We start from the raw sequence: 24,865 nt of genomic DNA on the forward strand, positions 1-24,865 counted from the left end.
GTAGACAGTTTTGTATTTGGCCAATCTTTGTATCCAATCGAAAGGATGTAGTCGTCTAAAAGGCAGTAAAGTGCTATAATTTGTTCTTCCATGGCTTCAATCCTTGTTATTTGTTGCACAAAAACAATTTAAGGATCTGAGGCCTTTTTATTTACATCTAAATTTTATTTCAACTTAGTTATTTGCAACTTACATTATTATATTAAAATATAATATTCATTACATATCCTATTTTTATAATTTTTTTAACTTTTATATAATTAAGAAAAATTAAATTGATAGCCATGTCTTTTTATTTTATCAAGCTCAATTCTATTCATACTACTTAATCCTACTCACAATAATTATTACCGGAACTTTAAAAAGTAACACCCTACGATTTATGGAAATGTGGGAGGAATGTTTACTTCTATAATTGTTGCAATCATAGAGCATATCGGTCGATCTAGATCTGAAACAATTTAAAAGAGCGTAAACAAAGCAAGGCAAGCAGCGATAGCTGCAAAAGTAGAAAAAAATGAGCGTTCTCTTTTAAGTTCATCACAACAACGATCAAGGCATAAAGAAATTTTTAGAATTTCATCCATGCTTAAACGAATGAAAAGCTAATTTTCAATTCCATCGGTTATCATTCTTTATCTTTGTCAAAAATCCTTTAGTTTTCTATACTTAGCGGGTATCTCTTATTAAAGTGATTTTTAATGAGGGACTTTATTAACCCTATTATCAGGAGAAGGCAAACATGCCGACAATTCAACAGCTCATTCGCCAGCCACGTGCTCCGAAAAAGCGACGAAGCAAGTCACCTGCACTCCAAAAGTGTCCACAACGACGTGGTGTGTGCTTGCAAGTAAAAACAAAAACTCCAAAAAAACCAAACTCTGCTTTACGTAAAGTAGCATGGGTACGCCTTTCTACCGGTCAAGAAGTTATTGCTTACATTGGAGGGGAAGGACACAATCTCCAAGAACACAGCATTGTTCTCGTACGCGGTGGTCGTGTAAAAGACTTACCAGGGGTGCGTTATCATATTGTACGTGGTGCATTAGACTGTGCGGCTGTTAAAGACCGTAAACAAGGAAGATCCAAGTATGGGGCAAAACGTCCCAAGAGTAAGAAGTAACACTAGGATATTGCATCAATGAATATCCTGGTTCGCGATTAGCGTTTTTGCTACATAAACGCCAATCACGCGCAGGTGTTAAGGGATTAAGATCCCTGATTCCAGGTGAATCAACGAGATCTTCTATTATCAAATTAGATTTAATCGCTCATTTTTTGAGGAAATCATGTCAAGAAGACACAGTGCAGAAAAACGACCGACAGAACCTGATCCGTTATACGGCAGTACAGTTTTGTCAAAATTTATTAATAAAGTGATGGAAAGTGGTAAAAAGTCAACCGCCCGTCGCATTGTTTATAATGCTATAGAAAAATTTTCGAAGAGAGTAAAAGCAGAAAATCCTCTCGAAGCATTTGAACAAGCTCTAGAAAATGCTAAACCTTCCTTAGAAGTTAAATCTCGCCGTATCGGGGGAGCCACATATCAAGTACCTATCGAAATTCCTGCTAACCGTCGTTCATCGATGGCTATGCGGTGGATTATCGGACATTCTAGAGGAAAAGCAGGCCGTTCTATGGAAGATGCTTTAGCTTCTGAACTTAGCGATTGCTATAACAACCAAGGTACGACAATTAAGAAGAAAGATGACACCCACCGCATGGCTGAAGCGAATAAAGCTTACGCCCACTATAAGTGGTAATAAGGAGACTACATGGCAAGACCTGCTAAAGAGCATCTTAAAAATTTGCGTAATATCGGGATCATGGCTCACATCGATGCTGGTAAGACGACAACCACAGAACGTATCCTTTATTACAGTGGACGTTCACATAAAATTGGTGAAGTTCATGAAGGCGCTGCAACTATGGACTGGATGGCTCAAGAACAAGAGCGTGGAATCACAATTACTTCCGCAGCCACAACCGTTTTTTGGAAAGACGCAAAAATCAATATTATCGACACGCCTGGACACGTTGACTTTACAATTGAAGTTGAACGGTCATTACGCGTTTTAGATGGATCTGTTGCGCTTTTCTGTTCTGTTTCCGGTGTAGAGCCCCAATCAGAAACAGTTTGGCGTCAAGCTGATAAATATGGTGTTCCACGTATTGCATTTGTTAATAAAATGGATCGTATGGGCGCAGATTTTTTTGATGCAGTTAAAACAATGCGCGAAAAATTACATGCAAATGCTATTCCGGTTCAGTGCCCAATCGGTGCAGAAGCTGATTTCAAAGGAATGGTTGATCTTGTAAAAATGAGGGCTTATCTTTTCCATGACGAAACTCTCGGAGCAGATTGGGATGAAACAGACATTCCAGCCGATCTCCTTGAAAAATGTAAAAAGATGAGAGCCGAACTTTTAGAGGAACTCGCTACTCTTGATGAAGATGATGAAAACTTCATGCAAAAAGTGCTAGAAAACCCTGACTCTTTAACAGAAGATGAGATTAACGCTGCGATTCGTAAAGGCGTTTGCCAAAACAAGTTCAATCCAGTCTTGTGCGGTTCAGCTTTCAAAAATAAAGGGGTTCAACAGCTTTTAGATGCGGTTGTCGCTTGGATGCCCTCACCCTTAGACAGAGGTCAAATCAAAGCTCACGACCTAAATACGGATGAAGAAATTCTCTTAACACCAGATGATGAGCAGCCGCTTGCTGCTTTAGCATTTAAGATTATGACCGATCCTTATGTCGGTCGTTTAACTTACATTCGTATTTATAGTGGTACTTTAACAAAAGGAACGTCTTTACTTAACACCACAAAAGGTGGAGAAGAAAGAATTTCTCGTCTTCTTGAAATGCACGCAAACAAACGAGAAGAAAAAGATGAATTTCACACGGGTGATATCGCTGCTTGTATCGGTTTGAAAAAGGCGACGACTGGAGATACTCTTTGTACGTCAAAAAGACCTATTTTGCTTGAAAAAATGGAGTTCCCTGAACCTGTAATTTCAATGGCTATTGAGCCAAAATCTAAAGGGGATCGGGAAAAGCTTGCAATGGCTTTATCTTCATTATCAATTGAGGACCCTACTTTCAGAGTCACAACAGATGAAGAAACAGGTCAAACAATTATCGCCGGAATGGGTGAGCTTCACTTAGAAATTTTGCACGATCGTATGAAACGTGAATTCAACGTTGAAGCTAATGTTGGTAAACCACAAGTAGCCTACAAAGAAACAATTACTATACCTGGTAGCAGCCAAACTAAGTTTGTCAAACAGTCAGGTGGTCGCGGACAATATGCGCATGTCGAGCTCGAAATCCGTCCTAATGAAAAAGGAAAAGGAAACGAGGTCGTCAGTAAAATTGTGGGTGGTGTCATTCCAAGAGAATATATTGCACCAACAATTAAAGGGATCGAGGAAGGATTATCAACAGGAGTTCTTGCCGGCTTTAATTTGGTCGATGTTCTTGTTGATATTGTCTTTGGATCTTACCACGATGTTGACTCTAACGAAATGGCGTTTAAAATTTGCGGATCGATGGCTTTAAAAGAAGCGGCTCGCAAGTGTAAACCTGTGATTTTAGAGCCTATTATGAAAGTTGATGTAACAACTCCAGAAGCTCACATGGGAGATGTTATTGGTGACTTGAATCGTCGTCGTGGACAAATTGTTGGTCAAGAAAACCATAAAGGAGCTGTGATTATTCACGCTGAAGTTCCTTTGAGTGAAATGTTTGGTTATTCGACATTGCTGCGTTCGCTCTCTTCTGGGCGCGCTACCTACGTAATGGAACCTAGCCACTTTGAGCGTGTTCCATCGAAAATTCAGGAAGAAATTATTAAGAAGTAAGAGTTTTAAGGTTATTTATGGCAAAACAAGAAAAGCAGCCTAAATCAGCAAGACAAAAAATTCGCATCAGACTGAAAGGTTATGATCAACGTCTGCTAGATCGTTCAACAGGTGACATTGTCGAGACAGCCAAGAGAACTGGTGCTGCAATAGCAGGCCCAATTCCTCTCCCTACAAGCTGTGAAAAATTTACGGTTCTCCGTTCTCCAAACATTGACCGTAAATCTCGCGAGCAATTTGAGATTCGTACGCACCGTCGCTTAATCGACATTCTCAATCCTACGAGTAAAACAATTGATGCTTTAAAAACATTGACTCTCCCTGCTGGGGTAGACATTAAAATTAAAGCTTAATCGTTTGAAGTAATTGAGTTTTCAGCTTCAGAGGCCGGATAATCCGGCCTCTTTTTTATCTTGGCTATTCATTATTCATCTGAATTTTGCCTAAAATTATCAAATTTTATTGCAAAATGATTTGAAAAAAGTGTATTTCTGGAACTCCAAAATCTATTTAACCCTCGAATCTTTAGAAATTTTCATTGTTTTGCTTAGAAGATCTATAGCTAAATTCATTATTCTGCTAGGATCTGGTTAAAATTATCTCTCAAAAATAAGCTTAATCCAGAGCGGTTCATGACTACCAAAAATACTTTTTCACAAACAAATTTGTATTATTTTATTCGTCAATTTTTCTTATTAATCACTCTCATGGGATTGGTCACAAGCTGTGAATCAAGACGCGTCATTGTAAATGGATTAGAAGAAAAAGAAGCTAACGAAATACTCGTTTTTCTATCCAATAAAGGAATCAATGCCAATAAAGTTCAAGCAGTTTCCGAAGGTGGTGGTGGCGCAAAAGGGGTTTTATGGAATATCAGTGTGGAAGAAGGGCAAGCCAATGAAGCGATGGCTTTATTAAATCAAGTTGGATTACCAAGAAGACGAGGACAAAACTTACTTGGTATTTTTGCTAATACCTCTCTAGTTCCTTCAGGCATGCAGGAAAAAATCCGCTATCAAGCTGGGCTTGCCGAACAAATCGCAAGTACCATCAGAAAAATCGATGGCGTATTAGATGCCGATGTTCAAATTTCTTTTCCTGATGAAGATCCGCTCAATCCAAATGCACCTAAACAAAAAATCACAGCTTCCGTTTACGTCAAACATAATGGTGTTTTAGATGATCCTAACGCCCACCTAATTACACGTATAAAGCGTTTAGTTGCTGGCAGTGTTAATGGTTTAGATTATGATTATGTCACTGTCATTGGTGATAAAGCCCGTTACGGAGATTCTACCTTAGGAATAATGGGTAATCTTGGAGAAGATGATAGACAATACGTGAATGTTTGGTCAATTATTTTGGCAAAAGACTCTTTATCACGTTTTAGAATAATTTTTTTCTCCTTCACCATAACTTTGGTTATTTTGTTATTAACACTCATTTGGTTCCTCTGGAAATTTCTTCCAGTCTTGAAAGAAGCTGGTGGTTTTAAAGAATTGTTATCATTTCACCCTATTCTTTTAAATAAGGCGAAAAAGAATGATGCCATCGAATCAGAATCTTCAGAAAAACAAAAAAATGAGCAATCTAATAAAAAAGAGACAGAAGATAACACCCTAAATCAAGGAGTTGATGAAACCTAAGCGTTTCATTGATTAAAAGGATTGTTATGGATAAAAGAGGCTGGATGATGATGCGTATTTTCATCAACCGATACCATCTCAAAGGGGGAGAGATATTATTAAAGTATCTTTCCACAGAAGAAGCTCAGGCTTTGCAAAGTCAAACAATTCGTTCTACTGATTTAAGCCCTCTTCTTTATCAACCTCAAAATTTGTTGAGAAGAATGCATTATTCATGGATTGCTCCCCTTCTTGAAAATTTTCCTGAACGTCTCTATCCTTTAGTTAAAGCAGCTTTAACAAGTGAACAAGCGTCAGGCCTCCAAAACGCGCAATCACTTACCCTATCAAAACCCGTTAAAACATTTATCATCAATCAACTTTATAGCTTTCTAAAAGCTGATGAGCGTCTCCCCTATGATTATCTCCCTGAGACAGATTTATCAGAGCTTGGAACCTGGAATAAAGATAAATTGACACTTTTAATTGATTTTTTGGGTTTACACGATCTTGCCGTCGAAGTTCGACATATTGTAGATAAAAATCATCTAAAAAATATTTATGCCTGTTTGACCCCAAAACAATTCTATTATCTAAAAGTTTGTTTGCATCAGAAAGAAGTTTTATCAGTTCCTAAACTTGGCATAGATCCTTCTCTGAAAGATTGTACTAAACTTAAACGTATTATCCATCAAAGAGGCCTTTTTCGTTTAAGCAAAGCTTTATGTGGGCAACATCCTGATTTTATTTGGTATCTTGCTCATACCTTGGATACGGGTAGAGGAAAGCTTATCTTGAATGCTTATCAAAAAGAAAGTATTGATAAGGTTACTCCTTTTTTAAAAGGACAAGTCATCAATCTCATGAATTTTTTTAAAAGTGAGTCCATGTGAGTAAAAAGTTTTTCACCTTAATTTATGGGGAACAGATTCACGCAGCCCCCAAAACAAAAATTATCCCAAGCGAATCTTTTTCTAAACTTGCGGATGCCTCATGTGTTTTAGAACACATTAAAGAAGACGCCGAAAAATATCGATTGCAAATCGCTAAAGAATGCGAAGAAATTAAAGAACACGCAGAAAATTCAGGCTATGAAGAGGGATTCAAAAAGTGGGCTGAACATTTAGTCAAATTAGAGAAGGAAATTGAAAAAGTTCACAAAGAATTACAGCAACTCGTTCTCCCTGTTGCATTGAAAGCAGCCAAAAAAATCGTGAGTAAAGAAATTGAACTTTCTTCTGACATTATTTTAGATATTGTAGCAAATAATTTAAAAGCCGTTACCCAACACAAACACGCAACTATCTATGTTAATAAAAAAGACCTCGATATTTTAGATAAAAACAAACCTCGCTTAAAAGAAATTTTTGAGAGTTTAGAAAGTTTATCTATTCGTCCCAGAGATGACGTCAAGCCCGGTGGATGCATTATTGAAACCGAAATAGGAATTATTAATGCTCAGCTAGATCATCGTTGGCAGGTTTTAGAAAAAGCTTTTGAAAGTTTAGTCAAAGTTCCTGTAGAACAATCTCCCATAGAACCTCCCGCACAAAGTAGTTAAGGTATTTTTCATGTATAAATATAAACACATTTCCTTTAAATCCCTTCTTTGTTTGCTAGGGCTTCTCGTTTTATTTGGGCTAGCACCAGATACTGTTTATTCGCAAACTAATTCCACTTCTACTTCTCCAACGACGAGTACAACTCAATCAACAATTTCAAATTCTTCAGGAAGGTCTACAACAAGTGTCAGAACGACGCCGCGCCCCTTAAAACCTGTTCCACGCCCTGCTTACAAACCAGAAAAACCAACTCCGCTAACTGACGAACAAAAGGCTTATCAAGCCACAGAGGCACAAATTAGTGAATTAAAACGACCCTCATTGATTACGCAAGCTGTTTTACTATCTTTGCTTTCGCTCCTTCCCTTCATTATCATGATATTAACTTCATTTTTAAAAATTGTTGTGGTGTTGTCTTTATTAAGAACAGCTTTAGGTGTTCAACAAGCGCCTCCTAACCAAATTATCAATGGTGTGGCATTTTTATTGAGTTTATTCATCATGTATCCCACAGCAATAAAAATGTATGATGCTGCACAAACTGCTATCAATCAACCAAACGTACCCGAATCTTTTCTTTCCCCAGGCTCTTCTACTTATGTGATCGAGGTTGCTTCTGCAGCCAGCGGACCCATGAAAGAATACCTAAAACGAAATAGTTCTTCTCGCCATCAAGCTTTATTTTATAGGTTGGTGTATAGAGGTTTGCCTGAAGATTATCGTGAAACTTTAAAACCCGATGATTTTATTGTTCTTGTTCCTTCCTACATAACAGGACAATTGAAAGATGCTTTTGAAATTGGTGTGTTAATTTATATCCCATTTTTTGTAATCGATCTTGTCACCTCAAACATTCTACTGGCGATGGGAATGATGATGCTATCACCTGTGACAATTTCAATGCCTTTAAAGCTCTTTTTACTTGTGATGTTAGATGGTTGGACCATCCTCATCGAAGGCTTAGTCAAAACATTTCAATAGCGGAGTAAAAATTTATGTTTCAAAGCCAAGTGGTTCAACTTGCTTACCAAGGGATGCTATTGATTTTGATTTTATCTGCTCCTCCTATATTAGTGAGTATGTTTTTTGGAATTATTGTAGCTATCTTTCAGGCTGCCACGCAAATTCAAGAGCAAACCTTATCCTTTACAATTAAACTAGTTGCCGTGACGTTAACTTTGATGTTTCTTGGGGGATGGCTTGGAGCCCAAATCATGTCTTTTGCCAATGACATCTTTGTTAATTTCCCTCAATGGAGTGTTCAAAGTGCTCGTTAAAGCATCAGAAACTTTTCAATTTTCAGGATGTGAGCCGTCATGACCGATGACTACGTGACACTTTATATCAACACGGCTTTTTCTGTTTATGATCCGCTGGCTTTTTTTTCTTTGCTATTTCTTTTTTTTGGTCGTATGTTGCCGATCATTGCACTTGCCCCCTTTTTTGGAGCCCGAGTTCTCCCTCACCCCGTTAAAATTGCGCTAGCAATTTCTTTTTTTGTAATTTTTTTACCTCAACTTATTTTTGTTACAACGACACCCATCACATTTAATCTTTTACTTGTTCTTTACTTTTTTAAAGAACTGTTTGTAGGGTTGTTGTTAGGATACCTTATCAGTATACCCTTTATCATCGTGCAAAACTGTGGAATTTTAATTGACCATCAAAGAGGAGGATCTAGTTTAATGATCAATGATCCGACGTTGCAAAATCAATCATCCCCTTTGGGAACACTTTTTAACCTCGTTTTGATTTATCTCTTTTTTATGATCGATGGTCCTTTCATGATTTTAGATATTATTTCTCAATCCTATTCAATTTTACCTCCCGATAAATTTCTAACAGCCAAATTTTTTACAATGAATTCAAATATTGTCATTGATGTTATGAAAATGGTGGGAAAAGTCATGATCTTGAGCACCCAGCTAGCGGCTCCTGCTTTAATCATGATCCTGATGACTGACTTTTTCTTAGGAATAGCCAACCGATTGGCACCTCAAGTTCAAATCACCTTTTTAGGAATGCCTCTTAAATCACTCCTTGCTTTAGCAATTGTCTTTTTTGGTTGGCAATTATTCTTAAAACAAATAGTAGACGAAAGCTATGTTTGGGTTAATTATCTCTACAAATTGCTAGATCAGTTCCAACCTGCCTACTAAAGATAAATCCACAGCATCTTTTTAAATTCTGAAAGAGAAATCGAAACCTTTGACTAGTTTGCTAATGCTTCAGTAAGCAAAATAGTTTTATTGATTAGACTTAACTTTATCAAAGGTTATCCGGATTTTCTAATCGCAAAAATTAGTTAAAGAAGGCACTTAAAAAAACTTTACACTCTATTTCTTTTTACAATTTACGCATTGAGTTTAACCAAAGCAAAGAGTTTTAAATTCTTAAATTTTTTTTAGAAGAAAAACTAGCCTAGCTTTTCTACTTTCTTAAATGTGCTCTTAAATTGGCTTAAAGATATATTTGATGAGATTAGTTTGATTAGGTAAAATATAGGCTTTGTTTTCTGGATTTACTTGCGAATCTTCTAGTTTCAAAATGTCTACAAACGTAAGGATTAACTCTTCTTTCATCTGTTTTTTATTGAGATTTTCTACTTTTTTAAAACTTTGTTCTTTTTCCCTCCTTCCTATTCTTGATAGAATAGCGTCTTTTTTAAAAGTATTTTTTGTCGTTTACAAGCCTAAAAACTGCCTGTATAGTGACATCAAAATGAGCGGGGGTCTCTCTTAAATAGGCTATCTATATGAGATTTAATAAACTTTAATAAAACTTCATCCTTTATTTTCTTAGGACAGGTAGCTCTTATTTTCGGCGTCAATTTTCTTTTTTTATTGAAGGTTTAAATAGATTGAAGCTGCCAAGGTTTTAAAATGCGCTAATCCAGCGTCCGTGAGCTTACTGCACCTCTCCAGGTTTAAATACTGTAAAGCGGTTAAGAGTGCCAAATGGGCTAATCCAGCATCAGTAAGATTATCGCACCAACTCAGATCTAAATTTTCTAAAGCCACTAAGGGAGTCAAATGTGCTAATCCAGCGCCCGTGAGCTTACTGCACTGACTCAGATTTAAATGCTTTAAAGCGGTTAAGAGTGCCAAATGGGTTAATCCAGCATCCGTGAGCTTACACCAAGTCAGATCCAAATGTTGTAAAGCCACTAAGGGCCTCAAATGCGCTAATCCAGCATCCGTGAGATTATCGCACCCAGTCAGATCTAAATGCTTTAAAGCCACTAAGGGCCTCAAATGCGCTAATCCAGTATCCGTGAGCTTATGGCACACACTCAGATCTAAATGCTGTAAAGTCACTAAGGGCCTCAAATGCGCTAATCCAGCGTCCGTGAGATTATCACACCCACTCAGATCTAAATGCTTTAAAGCCACTAAGGGTTTCAAATGGGCTAATCCAGCATCCGTGAGATTATCGCACCAACTCAGATTCAAATGCTGCAGAGCCACTAAAGGTCTCAAATGGGCTAATCCAACGTCCGTGAGCTTACTGCATCCCTCCGAATTTAAATACTGTAAAGCGGTTAAGGGTGTCAAATGAGCTAATCCAGCATCCGTGAAATTACGGCACTTATTCAGATTTAAATGCTGTAAAGCCACTAAAGGTGTCAAATGCGCTAATCCAACGTCCGTGAGATTACTGCACCCATTCAGATCTAAATGTTGTAAAGCCACTAAGGGAGTCAAATGGGCTAATCCAGCGTCCGTCAGCTTACTGCACCCATCCAGATCCAAATGCTGCAGAGTCACTAAAGATCTCAAATAGGCTAATCCAGCGTCCGTGAGATTACTGCACCCACTCAGATCTAAATGCTTTAAAGCCACTAAGGGTTTCAAATGGGCTAATCCAGCATCAGTGAGATTATCGCACCTCTCCAGATTTAAATACTGTAAAACGGTTAAGGGTGTCAAATGGGCTAATCCAGCGCCCGTCAGCTTACTGCACCTCTCCAGATTTAAATACTGTAAAACGGTTAAGGGTGTCAAATGGGCTAATCCAGCGTCCGTGAGATTATCGCACCAACTCAGATTCAAATGCTGCAAGGCCACTAAAATAGTCAAATGGGCTAATCCAGCGTCCGTGAGTTTAGTGCATCCACTCAGATCTAAATGCTGTAAAGCCACTAAGGGTTTCAAATGGGCTAATCCAGCATCAGTGAGATTATCGCACCAACTCAGATTTAAATGCTTTAAAGTCACTAAAGGTTTCAAATGGGCTAATCCAGCGTCCGTGAGCTTATAGTACTGACTCAAATTCAAATGCTGCAAAGCCACTAAAGGTTTCAAATGGGCTAATCCTGCATTCTTGAGCTTATAGCACTGACTCAGATCTAAATGCTGTAAAGTCACTAAGGGCCTCAAATGCGCTAATCCAGCATCCGTGAGATTATCACACTCACTCAGATTTAAATGCTTTAAAGCCACTAAAGATTTCAAATGCGCTAATCCAGCGTCCGTGAGCTTAATGCACTGGCTCAGATTCAAATGCTGCAGAGTCACTAAAGATTTCAAATGCGCTAATCCAGCCCCCGTGAGCTTAGCACACCCCTTCAGATCTAAATATTGTAAAGCGGTTAAGGGAGTCAAATGAGCTAATCCAGCGTCCGTGAGATTATCGCACCCACTCAGATCTAAATACTGTAAAGTCACTAAGGAAGACAAATGGGTTAATCCTACATCAGTGAGATTGCGGCACGCTTGAAGTTGAAGCACTTTTAAATTTTTACAATTTTTTAACGTTAAAAGATGGGCATCAGTCAAATAAACATTGTCTGAAAAATGGATTGCTTCTATCTCATTTGAAAAGTGATTTATAATTCTTTGAAATTCCGTTAACTGAGAACTCTGGTTTAATAATGCGCTCAAAACGGTCAATTCTAAATAGTTTTTCAAAGTGTTTAATCGACATTGCTGCGCAAAATTTAAAAGTTCTTTTAATCCGACTAAGCTTTCTTCAGTGGAGTTAAAGGGTTCAAATCTCTGTAATTTATGCCCATCAATTAGCTGCTCTTCTAAGCTTTTTACCACTTCTGTTAGCTCATAATAATCGGCTAGTTGAATGGAAGAAGTGATCTCTTCCAAAGGAACTTTAAAATTAGCATCCATGACCCAATTAAGCAGATGCGTAAACTCCTTTTGTGTCAAAGCGAGAGGATGTTGAAGAGTTTCTTGAAAATTTCCTGACCATAGATTCTTAAAATAAAGGGATTTTTCTCTTAACATGGCTAACTGAGAATGAGAAATATTCAGAGAAGTTCCCTCTTGAAAACTTAGTTGAAGTTCTTCAGATGAAGATGAAAGATCAGGAACTTGAATCGTTGGTGCACCAGTTTCTTCTAGATTAGCCAAAGGATTGCCTAAGGAGTTATCTTCATTTCTAGGAGGCTCGCTAATTTCTTGAGATTGATAGTCAGAAGTGGTCATTGTATTGACAAGATAACTATAACTCAGAGTAGGAATATTCAAAATGGCCATCCAAATGAGTGAAATAAATTTTAATTTATAAATGTTTTAACAATATTATTTATAGATAAAAAATTATTGCAATAGTCATGAGATAAAATAGGCAGTCACATTTAAAGAAAAAATTTACCTTTATCAATAGAGATTCATTTGTGGACACCACAACTCGTTTTCTATTTAAGAAATTCTACTACGAAGCTATTTTTGGTGTTATTCAGGATTAACAAAAAGGATGAATGGGAAGAGGCCCTCACATTAAATCTAGACGCCGTGTATACAGATAATCCTTGTAGAATTGTAGAAATGAAAAAGAAGTTCGAAAAAGTTAATTAAAAGCTGTTTTTAAATTTTCTAAATAAAAAAATTCTATCGAATATGCCTTTAAAATTTTTAGATTAATAGTCTAAAAAGTTAGAAAAAGCAGCAAATATAGTATTTTAAAGAAGTAGTAGTTTCTCCCCAACATCGCACCCGATTAAATATAAAAACTTTAAACTATTCTGTTCGTACTGAAACGACTAAATAAATTATTTTCTATCAAATAATTCAAAAACAAAGGAATAAAAATGGCAGAATTGTCACACGCTTTTAATAGTCCCTCACCATATCAACCAACGCAAGTTCTTTCATATACTACAGAAGAACTTTTGCAAAAAGGTTACGTAGCTATTCCCTGCGGTACCCAAGAAGAAGCAAAACTTTGTTTAAAAATCAATGCAGTAGTAGAAACAATAAAAAAATTTTATTGGATGAATTTTCAACTGATAGGTGTAAATGTGGACAAAGAGGGAGCTATTCCGCCGTTTTTTATTCATTATCCTAAAGAAAATGCCTATTATGCTCCTAAGCTGAAACATTTCGCTTTTGATAACGAATTTGCTTCTCGTCCAGATATTGTGTGTCATGAAATAACACACGCCGTGATAGCGTATCATAATCCATTACAATATAAAGGAGAATCAGGAGCGTTAGATGAAGCAATTGCGGATGTTGCTGCTATAGCATTCAAACAATATGAGAGTATGAGTCAAAATGATTGGCAAATTGGTAATTTGCGTAACTTAAGCAACATCCCTGAAAAATTTAAGTTTTCAACTACATATAACCTTGGCAATGATTTCGGCTATGTGCATGATAATAGCTTGATTATCAGCTATACATTTTATCTTGCTTCAAAAAATCTGTCTCATGATTCAACTCATTGTAAATTACTCTTTAACATTTGGTTTAAGTCGATGTTAGCTCTTGGAGATAAATCTTTTAAAGGATTTAGAGCTAAGACAATCAAAGTTGCTAATGAGGATATTCATACAGCCGGCAGGATTGTTATTAACGCTATCTCCGATGCTTGGGAACAAACCTCACCCCTTTTTCCGTAAAGTGTTAACAAATTTAGTTGGTTAGACTTAGGCCATGCTAACATTCTAGACAAATGACACTAAACGTATTAAAAAATGGGAAATTAAAAAAGTTACCAACCGAGTTGGCAACTTTTTTTCCATAAACAATGAACAATGACAAGCTTCCGACCCTGCTTGTTCTGATGCTTACCCTAGCTCGGTCATATAGCAAATTCAAAATCGATAATAACCATTAGTCCTCTAATGAAAACTAAAAAAAGACTTTGTAAATTTTCTTATTTTATTTTTAATTTTTTCTAATGATATACAGCTAATAAATTAGAGAATGTTACGTTGTTAATGTTAGTTAAACAAAAACTATCTATCATGTATCGTTGAATTTAGCCTTGAAAAGCTTCCCATAGACTCAAAAAATCTAAAGATTAAATGCTAAGTGATAGAAAATTATTTAACTGATAATAGCTGAACATTTATAGAACTGATAAAGTTTAGACTGTATCATGAAGGATTTGGGCAAATAGATATTATTAGGCGTGTATCTAATTATTTTCTTTAATTTTAAAGCCAGTTTAACGTAAACAGGCTAAGATAAAAAATTGTTTTTTTATAGATCTAAACTAGGGAATTTTTTATGAACGTTACATTAAACAATGAAGGGGCACAAGAAAACAACTCTTCAATTCAAGAAAGGTTAATTTCATTAACACTTGAACCTAGTCATAATACATAACTTCATAAAAACATCCATTCTATCGTCATTTCTACAGTTCAAAAAATTGCACAAGATTATGAAGCTCGTCTTCAAGGTTACAAAAAGAATGTTGGTTGTTTAGATGGCGGTATTTGGATGCCAAATGCCTACTTTAAAGCGCTAAAAGAAAAAAACCAAATAATCCGTTTAAGAAAGATGGTTTCTAAAAATTATTTTTTCTTTAGTGGCTTGCGGATTAGAAATATAAAAAGGATTTTTCTTTAATCTTGAAAACTAATTTAAAAATATGGGAAGAAGGTTCAATTACTTTTCTCCTGCTCTAGATAAACGCTCGGCAATAGTTTTCCAAAGCCCTTCTGAAGGAAAGTCCATGTCTACCCAAGCAATTTTTGCTTTCTCGAAATCGAGCTGACGTAAGACGGCATAGAGGTTTTCTGCAACCTCATGAGGGTTGGAGAGCGAACCTAGATATAAAACTCGCTTTTCAACAGGGTAAGATTTTTCTGTAAATCCCACAATAAAATCAGCTTCTGTTATCTGTTTTTGGTCCCCTAAAAATAGGGTTGCTTGAGGAGCATAATGACGGAACATTTGTCCCGGAGAAATAATTTGATCATTTTTAACTATTTTTTGATAGATGGGCTCATAACCTAAAATAGGTTGAAAAACAGTAGCTGATAAGGCTCCTAGACGTGCTATTTCCCACTGAGAATTTCGATAATGCAAAATTGTTGATTCAACACCTTCTTGACAGGGCCCTCCATCTAAGACGGGAAAATCTAAGCCAAAATCCATTTCTACATGTTTTACATCGGTAGAAGAGGGCTTTCCTGATAAATTTGCAGAAGGCATGACCAAAGGACCAACAGCTCGGATGACATGTAAAGTTAAAGGATGAGAAGGCATTCTAAAAGCTGCTGTTGGAAGCCCTGCTCTGACAATGGAATCTACTAAATCTAATTGAATTGGAACAATGAGCGTGAGCGGACCCGGCCAAAAGGCATGGGTTAACGCGTCAAAATGGGGAGGGAGAGCGATCGCATACGCACTCACATCTATAGGATTGGCAACATGAATGATCAGAGGATTTACTAGAGAGCGTCCTTTTATCTCGAAAATTTTTTTGATTGCTCCAGGGCAAGTCAGCCTAGCTGCTAACCCATAAACTGTTTCTGTCGGCATTGCGACTAATTGATTCGCTAACAATTTCTCAATCGCTTCTTCCACATTAATACGCATAAATTTTATTTTAACCGCTTAATAATATCACTTAAAGCTAAATGTAGCTGGTCAATTTCATCAACCGTATTATAAAAAGCAAAAGATACCCGTGCTGTGGCAGGAATATTAAAAAATTGCATAACAGGTTGTGCACAATGATGTCCGGTACGAATTGCAATTCCTTTTAGATCTAAAAATGTCGCTATATCTAAAGGATGAATTCCTTCGATCACAAAACTGATTAAAGAAGTTTTGTTAACTGCTTGACCAATAATATGAAGATCTGGAATCTGCATCAATTTCTCGGTCGCATACTCTAACAGGGTATGTTCATAAGTTTGAATACGCTCTATCCCAATTTGATTAAGATAATCTAAAGCTGCCCCCAATCCCATGACCTCTGCAATCATAGGAGTGCCTGCTTCAAATTTTAGAGGAAGTTGATTATAAGTTGTTTTAACAAACGTCACTTTTTCAATCATATCTCCTCCTCCTTGATACGGAGGCATTTGATCGAGAATTTCCGCCTTACCATACAAAATACCGATACCGGTAGGTCCCATTAGTTTATGACCTGAAAAAACAAAAAAATCTGCGTCTAAATCTTGCACATCAATTTTAAGATGAGGGGCACTTTGTGCACCGTCTACGAGAACTTTTGCCCCTGCTTCATGCGCTTTTTTAATGATTTCTTTAATGGGATTAATCGTTCCAAGAGAATTTGCCACATGAGTGATAGCGACAAGGCGAGTTTTTGGGCTTAGAAGCTTTACATACTCATCAAAAAGTAGTTCTCCCTTTTTATTCATAGGAATAACTTTTAGAACAGCTCCTCGATCTTCACATAAAATTTGCCAAGGTACAATATTCGCATGATGCTCCATTGCACTAATCAAAATTTCATCACCTGGCTTCACAAAAACCTTGCCAAAGGAATAGGCAACCATATTAATCGAATCTGTAGCCCCTCGAGTAAAAACAATTTCTTCTGTATTGGCAGCATTGATAAAACGTTGAACTTTTAAACGTGTGTCTTGATAATTCTCAGTGGAATGAATGGCTAATTCGTAAACAGCACGGTGAACAGTTCCATAATGATTCCGATAAAAATCACTCATACAATCAATAACAGCGCTCGGTTTTTGAGTTGTTGCCGCAGAATCGAAATAAATAAGAGGATGTCCATGCATCGTTTTATTCAACATGGGAAAGTCTTGCCTGAGCCTGTTAACAGCAGATTTTTCTAAGGGATTCATAATCAACCTTTTGTTAGATAACGATGCGCCCTTTGAGAAATTGCTTCTTTAATAGAATTGATAGGAATCATTTCGATGACTTGTTCAGCAAAACCATAAATTAATAAATTTTTAGCAGCCATTTCAGGAAATCCACGGGTTTTCATATAAAAAAGCTGTTCTGCATCTAGTTGGCCGACAGTTGCTCCATGAGAAGCTTTTACATCATCTGCAAAAATTTCTAAATTAGGTTTGCTATCTGCATGGGCATGATCACTTAATAACAAATTATTATTCAGTTGAAAAGCTTCTGTTTTTTGCGCTTTTTGTCGAACCATAATTTTCCCTTCAAAACTTGATCGACTAAAGTCGTTTAATACAGCTTTAAAAAGCTGATAAGAGCGGCAATTTGGTGCTTGATGATCAATAAAAATGTGTGTATGTACTTCTCGTTTATCTTCTAACATCGAAATTCCATTCAGCAAAACTTCTGCATTTTCTCCAGAGAGAGAAATATGATAATCATTACGAACTGTCATTCCCCCTTCAGTAATACACACTGTCTTGAACGTCGATTGTTTTTTTAGATGTGCTCTAACGGCTTCAAAATGCCATGCCTGAACGTGCTCCTCATTCAGAATTTGCGTGTAGTGAACATATGCTTGATCTTCAACAAGGAAATCGGTGACTTGATTAATAAAATATCCATTCATGGATTTTTGATGAATAGAAGAAACAAATTTAACTTCTGCCTGAGCTCCAACACAGACATTTATTCTTGGCATTAACATCAATAATTGACTTTGCGCTTGCACCAAATGCAAAATTTGAATGGGGGTTTCGACAATAGTTTTAGGGGGAATATAAATAAACGCCCCCTGATGATGCAAAGCACTATTGATTAGAGCAAATGAGTCATTTTCTTCTTTAAGAGATTTCGCCCAATAATTATTAAAAAAAGTTCCAAATGTCTGATTTGCTTCTTGTAAAGTAGAAATTATTACCTGCGAAGGTAAATTTTTTGTCTCCGAAAATTCGGAACAAAACTGACCATTGATAAAAACGAGAAATGAGTGTTGACATTCAGGATAAACCAAAGAAGTAATTTGATCTTTAGTGATGCTCTCTTCTTTAGGAAATTCATAATTCTGAGAAAATAGATGTCTAAGCTTAATATAGCGATAAGCCTCCGACTGCTTTGTTGGTAAGCCTCGCTCTAAAAATTGACTCCAAGCTTTCTGACGAGCCTTCTGCAAAGGATCTCCTTGATTGATGGCATCCAAATGCTTTTCCAATAAACTTGTAAAGATTTTTTGCTCTAGGCCCAATTCGAATGTCATGAGACAACCCCCTCTTTCGGTGATTGAACGAGCCAATCATACCCTTTACTTTCCAATTCGAGAGCAAGCTCAGGCCCACCTGATTGAACAATTTTTCCACCTAACATGACATGCACAAAATGAGGTTTAATATAATCAAGAAGCCGTTGATAATGAGTGATCAATAATAAACCCATTTCAGGATTCATTAATTGATTGACTCCTTTTGCCACAACGCGCATCGCATCAATATCTAAACCTGAGTCAGTTTCATCCAATAAAGCAAGATTTGGGTTTAAAACCGCCATTTGTAAAATTTCATTCCGTTTTTTTTCGCCGCCCGAAAAATTTTCATTTACATTACGCGATCGAAGTTCTGGCTTAATTTCCATTTGCTTCATTTTCTCGTTTAGTAACCTTTCAAATTCAGCCGTTGTCAGTTCTGATTTCCCCTCAGCTTTAAGTTTAGCATTCAAAGCAATTTGAAGAAATTGGCTATTACTAACACCAGGAATTTCAACAGGATATTGAAAACTCATAAACAAACCTAAATGAGCGCGTTCTTCAGGTTCTAACTCAAGTAAGTTCTGTCCTTTAAACCAAACTTCCCCCCCTGTTACTTCATAAGCAGGATGGCCAGCTAATACTTTTGCCAAAGTCGATTTACCCGCCCCATTTGGGCCCATAATCGCATGAATTTCTCCCGTTTTGATATGAAGGTTAACCCCTTTTAAAATCGGAGTTCCCTCTACGGTTGCTGTTAATTCTTTAATTTTTAGCATGATTCATTCCTAATCTAATATCTAAAGATTTTTAATCTCTCTTTCATTCTATTTTAGCGCCAAAAGCACTTTAATAAGTAAACTGAACAGCGCAATAAATTCACTGATTATCCAACAGAATTTTCTAATTTGATCGCGAGAAGTTTTTGAGCTTCAATCGCAAATTCTAAAGGAAGCTCTTGAATAACATCTTTACAAAACCCATTGACAATCATATTTACAGCATTTTCTTTTGAAATTCCTCGAGATTGAAAATAAAAAAGCTGCTCTTCATTCATTTTAGATGTAGAAGCTTCGTGCTCAACTTGACTAGAGGCGTTTCCAACTTCGATGTAAGGAAAGGTATTAGCTGAGCATTTATCTCCAACCAACATCGAATCGCATTGAGTGTAATTACGCGCATTAGTTGCTCGAGGAGCTACTTTTACCAAACCTCGATAACTGTTATGAGAAAGGTCAGCTGAAATCCCCTTAGAAACAATCGTAGATTTTGTATTTTTTCCTAAATGGATCATTTTAGTTCCCGTATCAGCTTGCATTTGCCCATTAGTCAATGCGACAGAGTAAAATTCTCCAACAGAATGATCTCCTTGTAAAATACAGCTAGGATATTTCCAAGTAATTGCAGCGCCTACCTCAACTTGCGTCCAAGAAATTTTAGAGTTGACACCGGCACACCTGCCTCGTTTAGTAACGAAATTGAATACCCCACCTTCGCCTGTTTTTGGATTTCCTGAATACCAGTTTTGAACCGTTGCATATTTAATTTGCGCGTTATCAAGGGCTATTAGTTCAACGACAGCGGCATGAAGTTGATTATTAGTAAAAGCAGGTGCTGTACACCCTTCTAAATAACTCACGTAAGAGTTTTCCTCAGCAATGATCAAGGTTCGTTCAAACTGACCCGATTCCTTATCATTAATGCGAAAATAGGTAGACAACTCCATCGGACAATGAACGCCCTTTGGAATATACACAAATGATCCATCGCTGAAAACTGCCGAATTAAGAGTAGCAAAATAATTATCTCCAATTGGAACAACGCTACCAAGATATTTCTGAATGAGCTCTGGATGGGTATGCATTGCTTCTGAAATAGAGCATAAAACTACTCCCGCTTCCTCTAATTTTTTCTTAAAAGTTGTTCCTATAGAAACCGAATCAAAAACCATATCAACAGCAACGTTGCTTAATCGTTTTTGTTCTTCTAGAGGAATTCCTAACCTTTCAAAAGTTTTGATAATTTCAGGATCAACTTCACTTAAATCATTTAGAACAGGTTTTTTCTTGGGAGCTGAATAATAAGTGATATCTTGATAATCAATTTTAGGATAATTAACATTTGCCCAAATTGGTTCTTCGGACTCTAACCATCGCTGATAAGCTTTCAACCGGAATTCTAATAAAAAAGCAGGCTCATTTTTTTTTGCAGATATCGCGCGAATCGTTTCTTCATTCAATCCCTTGGGAAGGCTTTCGGTTTCTATGTCTGTCACAAACCCATATTTATAATTGGATGATTCGTGACTAAATGGCGACAATTCTGCATTCATTCTGATCCTTTATTTATTTATTAAATTGTTTAACGTCATTAGATCCACAAAATGAGGTCTATTAACCTGAACTTTGGGTTATTAAGAAATTACATCGATTAAAATAAACACAAACTTTAATTGTCTATTTCACGTAAACAAATAACAAAATTTAAAAATAAAATTTTGTTTATTTATATCTTCAATCACAATAATTATTAAGATGATTTCAATAGCATTTATTAAAGATCATAACGAATCTAAAAAGGAGTGTCAATTTGTATTTCCTTCCGGGCCTCAAGAGTTTGACTAGAGATCAAAGATTTTAACCATCGAATATTTAAGGACTGCATATAGGTAAAAAGGAGATTTCATTCGACGGTATAGTTTCATCTCGTTGCGAGCCGATATCAATCGAAAATGACGAGCAACTTTTGTTCGATCCTTCTTCCATCCTCGGCAATGATAAGCCTTTAATTGCGGATCGAATCCTAATACCCAACCTTGTTGCCTTAAACGCACCGAAAGATCAATATCTTCTTTGTACATATAAAAAGAAGGGTCCATGATTTGATTAGGACCTAGTAGAACGGATTCCAAGGCCGAATAACGACAAAACATAAGGGCTCCACAAAGAGCTGGTACAAATTCAAAACCCCCTTTCCAATCTTCTCGATAACGCTCTCCTTGGTAGCGATCGAACCATCTTCCGTACCAACTGCGAAAAATCCCCGACGAATCGATGTTTCCTGTTTCTTGCTGACGCTCTAAATCAAAGCCCAAAAGCCATCCCGATAATGCTGCTACTTTCTCAAATGCTTTTTTATCCATCAAGGCAAGAGCGTCTTGAATAAAGTGAGGGGTTAAAAAAGTGTCTGGGTTTAAAAACAAGAGATAGTCGGTATCACTAGGGATATAAGACAAGCCGATATTATTACCTTGGCAAAATCCGACATTGTCTTTAAGTAAACAAATTTTAACCGAAGGATCGGACAAATAATCTAATTTTAAATAAGAAGCATCTGTTGAACCACTATCAATAATCACAATCAAATCAAGCAGGCGAGTTTGTGCAAATAATGCTTTCATACACAAAGAAAGGCATCCTTGGCTATTATGTGTAACAATAATAGCAGCACAAAAAAATTTTTTGTTCAAATTCTCTCTCCTTAACTCAGCAATCTTATTTGCTAAATCATATCTGAATCAACAACAATAAAAGTTACTTTGTGCTTATGATCTCGGCTCAAACGAGCATAAAAATCTAACTCTTCAACTTTTTCTTTACTGACAGAAACTGCAACAGAATTAAATAGAGGGATTAAACTCTCTGCCTCAGCGCTTATGGGGAATGCGGGGCTAACACCAATGATATAATCATATTGTTTTTGCAATTCTTGGATCAAATCTTCAAATGGTTTTGAACTCAGTAACTCAGCAGAATAACGGCTCATTCCTCCTGCAACAATTTGATCTCCATACACTGTTTTTTCAATTGAAGGGAATTCAATTTGCCCTTCCAAATATTGTAAAAGTCCATTCGAAGAAGTTTCAGCTTGACCAAAATTTAATAAAATTCGAATGATTTTTTTACCTTTTTTCACAAATAAATTAGCAAGATCTGAAGAATAATCTGGCCCCATTCCTTCTATTAAAAGTAACTTGTTGATTCTTATGGAAGATCCCTCTAGCGGAGAAACAAGAAAACTTCTTAATCGTCTTAAGGTTTCTAAATCATCATTAAAGATCATATTTTGAAAACCCTCACAATAACTAGAAGACAAAACTCCAGAAACATGGTGTCCGAGCAGTTTCAAATTATCCTGGGAAATAGTCAGTCCTTTTTTTAACGTAGATCCAAGAGTTAATCCCGCTCCGAGCATCCCACCAAATAAACTCCCCAAAAGAGCAAATGGGATTAGTTTAGGTGTCACCGGATGGACAGGAGTAACAGACAAGTCAATGGGTGCCGATTGAATCATTTCCAAGTTATGTGAAATATTTTTAGATTCCACCATTTTTGCAATTTCTTCGACAATTAATCGATTGGTTTGCAATTCTTGATCAATTTGTTGCTCTGCTACCCATTTCTGAGGTAGGCCACCCATCTCTTTATGAATATTCCTCAAATGTTGTCTAATTAACACCCTTTCTTGACGCAAGTTTTCCAAACGAGATTCAACATAATCTTTTAATGTATTTTCTAAGAGCGACATTTGTTGATGAATGAGCTCTAAACTCACGTTTTGCAAAACATAGATTTTCTCATTAATCAATTTTTTATTCAGCTCCATCAATTCAATCATTTGTTTAAGATGTAAAGTTAAAAAAGTTCGTTGCAATGCTAATTCATTCTTCAAACGTTCTTGTTCTTTGACACTCTGATTGTTTTGATCTTTTAACGTTAAGACTAAATGACTGGCTTTTTTAATCATTTCCTGACTAATGGGATCAATCAAACCGGCACTTAAAGAAGTAATTTCGAAATTTTCATTTTCCATTTGAGTAATAAAGAAAAGATTTTGCCGAATCGTAGCTTCTAAATCGATCAATCGTTTAGAATAATCTACATAAAGCTCTTCAGCAATTTTTAAATTGATTCCTTGATATTCACCCGACGAACTTTGCTGATGAGTTAATCGAGTTTGTAGAATCTTTTCATACACAGAAAATAAACGCTCTAAATTGCCTAAATAATAAAGAAAATTTTCTCTAGACTTTTGCCACTCAATAGGGTCTATGTTTTCTAAATCGTTTAACCGCTCAAACCAATCTTGAATCAAAAATCTGGGATCACTCAATAGCAAAGAAGGGCTTGGTGGTAAGTTTTGATGAAATCTATCCATTACATCTTGTAGGTCTACCATATGCTGTTGAGTTTCTTTAAGCTCATCTAATTGCTTGTCTAAAGAAAAATGAAGGCTATCCTTTTTCAGAGCTGTCTTTTTTTGCAGCTCTATTTCCAACCCATCTCGCCTTTGTTTCAAATGGCGAATTTCAGTTAATACTGTATTAATGGTTTGAGAATCCCCTTCATGGAGCCGATAACTATCATAATAAACATAGTTGCTGGATTGAACATTCTCTAACCTTTTTAATTCCAGCTCATTAGCAAGCAATTTATCTCTATATTCATGTTGACTTTTTGCTAAAAAATCCATTTCTTTATTAGAATCTACAAATCCCGAATTGAATAGATCATCTTTTAAAAAATCTGCATGTTTCTTCATTAAATCAGCTAATTTCTCACCTAACTGGTTTTGTCTGTCTTGTAAATAATCAATTTGTATTAAAGCGAGGCGATCATGGTTTTTTTTCAAATAGTTTTGATAACATTCCATTGTGGTATTGATAAATATACTCGAACGATGACGATCACGGTCCATATAGGAGAGCTTAAGAACGCCTTTATCTGTTTTAACTGTTTCAACTTCTAGTTTTTTAGACAATTCATCGCAGGTAGCAACTAAAGGTTTTACCGTTAAAAAGAAGGTTTGCGAAGGTTTAAGCTTATCAGAAATTTTTGTCAGGGTAAAGCTCAGTTGGTTTGATATAAAGGGTAATTCGAATTCTCCTTTGTTTTCAGTTATTTTTGAGTTTGAAGGAGCCTTGACATGGAATGAATTATCGTCATTTATCGTAATTGTCAAAGTTAAAGGAATTTCTCCAGAATAATTGAGAGACGATAATTGAATGGGGCAATGAATATCAGGTAAAACAGGATTAGAAGATTTAAAAAAAGCTCTTTTAAAGATTAATAAGTTATTTTTAATGTTACTTCCCCAACCTTCCATTTCACAATCTTGCTGAAGATGGCCTTGTAAGTGCAATTTTTCGACAACATCCTGTAAAATTTTACGTGATTTAAATAAAGAACTAGCTTCGTTTTCTTGCGTGTTAGAATCACTTCCTAATAATTCAATTAATGAAGTAGAAATATTTCCAGATTTATTACTTTTTTCTCTAAATGTTGCCTCTGCATTATAAACTACAGGTCTAATCAAGGTAAAAAGAACCCCTAAAACCCCAAAAAATAGGGAAAAATACAAAATACGTTTTTTAGACCTTCGAAATAAAGATAAAATATCTGACGATGTAATAAGAAGTTTGTCATCTTTATCTGTTGTCTTACTCATTTCTAACCTAATCTACATATCTTAAAGTACTTATTAT

Annotated in this window: 19 protein-coding genes and 1 pseudogene; 11 read left to right on the top strand and 9 right to left on the bottom strand. The window is 36.3% G+C overall.

The features are described 5' to 3' along the window. A pseudogene (locus tag TY19_RS14095) lies at positions 1–92 on the bottom strand (IS982-like element ISPasp3 family transposase); the annotation flags it as partial. A gap of 650 nt (positions 93–742) precedes the next feature. Here TY19_RS14095 and rpsL point away from each other — a divergent pair. From rpsL to TY19_RS05010, 10 genes are all read left to right on the top strand, one after another. Then, positions 743–1,123: a 30S ribosomal protein S12 gene (gene rpsL, locus TY19_RS04965; protein WP_011174759.1), complete on the top strand. Its 381-nt coding sequence runs from the start codon at positions 743–745 to the stop codon at positions 1,121–1,123. A 166-nt stretch (positions 1,124–1,289) separates the two neighbouring features. Next, positions 1,290–1,763 carry a 30S ribosomal protein S7 gene (rpsG, locus tag TY19_RS04970; protein WP_039356213.1) on the top strand — a complete coding sequence of 158 codons (474 nt, stop codon included), beginning with the start codon at positions 1,290–1,292 and terminating at the stop codon, positions 1,761–1,763. A 12-nt stretch (positions 1,764–1,775) separates the two neighbouring features. Then, positions 1,776–3,863: an elongation factor G gene (gene fusA, locus TY19_RS04975; RefSeq protein WP_011174757.1), complete on the top strand. Its 2,088-nt coding sequence runs from the start codon at positions 1,776–1,778 to the stop codon at positions 3,861–3,863. Between the two features lie 17 nt (positions 3,864–3,880). Further along, a complete protein-coding gene (rpsJ, locus tag TY19_RS04980; protein ID WP_011174756.1) occupies positions 3,881–4,216 on the top strand; it encodes a 30S ribosomal protein S10 in 336 nt (111 codons plus the stop codon). A gap of 279 nt (positions 4,217–4,495) precedes the next feature. Then, positions 4,496–5,509, top strand: coding sequence for a type III secretion system inner membrane ring lipoprotein SctJ (gene sctJ, locus TY19_RS04985; protein WP_052354789.1), 1,014 nt, complete (start codon positions 4,496–4,498; stop codon positions 5,507–5,509). Positions 5,510–5,535: 26 nt separating this feature from the next. Beyond that, positions 5,536–6,381 carry a hypothetical protein gene (locus TY19_RS04990; protein WP_011174754.1) on the top strand — a complete coding sequence of 282 codons (846 nt, stop codon included), beginning with the start codon at positions 5,536–5,538 and terminating at the stop codon, positions 6,379–6,381. After that, positions 6,378–7,049, top strand: a complete 672-nt coding sequence (locus TY19_RS04995) for an HrpE/YscL family type III secretion apparatus protein (RefSeq protein WP_042280685.1) — start codon at positions 6,378–6,380, stop codon at positions 7,047–7,049. The genes TY19_RS04990 and TY19_RS04995 overlap by 4 nt, the downstream gene beginning before the upstream one ends. Positions 7,050–7,059: 10 nt before the next feature. Continuing rightward, the gene (gene sctR / locus TY19_RS05000) at positions 7,060–8,031 is read left to right on the top strand and encodes a type III secretion system export apparatus subunit SctR (RefSeq protein WP_052354790.1); all 972 of its coding nucleotides are present in this window, start codon (positions 7,060–7,062) and stop codon (positions 8,029–8,031) included. 14 nt (positions 8,032–8,045) lie between these two features. Next, positions 8,046–8,327 (top strand): type III secretion system export apparatus subunit SctS, encoded by a 282-nt coding sequence (gene sctS / locus TY19_RS05005; RefSeq protein WP_039356202.1) that lies wholly within the window; start codon positions 8,046–8,048, stop codon positions 8,325–8,327. A gap of 39 nt (positions 8,328–8,366) precedes the next feature. Then, positions 8,367–9,209, top strand: a complete 843-nt coding sequence (locus tag TY19_RS05010; RefSeq protein WP_042280687.1) for an EscT/YscT/HrcT family type III secretion system export apparatus protein — start codon at positions 8,367–8,369, stop codon at positions 9,207–9,209. A gap of 681 nt (positions 9,210–9,890) precedes the next feature. Here the strand turns inward: TY19_RS05010 and TY19_RS05015 are convergent. Then, on the bottom strand, positions 9,891–12,533 hold the full coding sequence (locus TY19_RS05015; protein ID WP_042280688.1) for a leucine-rich repeat domain-containing protein: 2,643 nt from the start codon (positions 12,531–12,533) through the stop codon (positions 9,891–9,893). Between the two features lie 563 nt (positions 12,534–13,096). Between TY19_RS05015 and TY19_RS05025 the strand changes: the two genes are divergently transcribed. After that, a complete protein-coding gene (locus tag TY19_RS05025) occupies positions 13,097–13,909 on the top strand; it encodes a M4 family metallopeptidase (protein ID WP_042280691.1) in 813 nt (270 codons plus the stop codon). Between the two features lie 997 nt (positions 13,910–14,906). On the opposite strand, the gene TY19_RS05030 is transcribed toward TY19_RS05025, so the two are convergent. The 7 genes from TY19_RS05030 to TY19_RS05060 all read right to left on the bottom strand — a co-directional run bounded on the left by TY19_RS05030 (position 14,907) and on the right by TY19_RS05060 (position 24,828). Then, a complete protein-coding gene (locus TY19_RS05030; protein WP_042280692.1) occupies positions 14,907–15,842 on the bottom strand; it encodes an L-threonylcarbamoyladenylate synthase in 936 nt (311 codons plus the stop codon). A 5-nt stretch (positions 15,843–15,847) separates the two neighbouring features. Next, a complete protein-coding gene (locus tag TY19_RS05035) occupies positions 15,848–17,080 on the bottom strand; it encodes a cysteine desulfurase (RefSeq protein ID WP_042280693.1) in 1,233 nt (410 codons plus the stop codon). A gap of 2 nt (positions 17,081–17,082) precedes the next feature. Then, a complete protein-coding gene (gene sufD, locus TY19_RS05040; RefSeq protein ID WP_226988483.1) occupies positions 17,083–18,399 on the bottom strand; it encodes a Fe-S cluster assembly protein SufD in 1,317 nt (438 codons plus the stop codon). Next, the gene (sufC, locus tag TY19_RS05045) at positions 18,396–19,160 is read right to left on the bottom strand and encodes a Fe-S cluster assembly ATPase SufC (RefSeq protein ID WP_011174740.1); all 765 of its coding nucleotides are present in this window, start codon (positions 19,158–19,160) and stop codon (positions 18,396–18,398) included. The genes sufD and sufC overlap by 4 nt, the downstream gene beginning before the upstream one ends. A 107-nt stretch (positions 19,161–19,267) precedes the next feature. Further along, entirely contained in the window at positions 19,268–20,713 is a 1,446-nt protein-coding gene (gene sufB / locus TY19_RS05050) for a Fe-S cluster assembly protein SufB (protein WP_042280694.1), read from the bottom strand. Between the two features lie 288 nt (positions 20,714–21,001). Continuing rightward, positions 21,002–21,850 (bottom strand): glycosyltransferase family 2 protein, encoded by an 849-nt coding sequence (locus TY19_RS05055; RefSeq protein WP_042280695.1) that lies wholly within the window; start codon positions 21,848–21,850, stop codon positions 21,002–21,004. A 32-nt stretch (positions 21,851–21,882) separates the two neighbouring features. After that, positions 21,883–24,828 carry a Wzz/FepE/Etk N-terminal domain-containing protein gene (locus tag TY19_RS05060; protein WP_042280696.1) on the bottom strand — a complete coding sequence of 982 codons (2,946 nt, stop codon included), beginning with the start codon at positions 24,826–24,828 and terminating at the stop codon, positions 21,883–21,885. Between the last annotated feature and the right edge of the window lie 37 nt (positions 24,829–24,865).

Source organism: Candidatus Protochlamydia sp. R18 (assembly GCF_000648255.1).
Classification (GTDB): Bacteria; Chlamydiota; Chlamydiia; order Chlamydiales; family Parachlamydiaceae; genus Protochlamydia; species Protochlamydia amoebophila.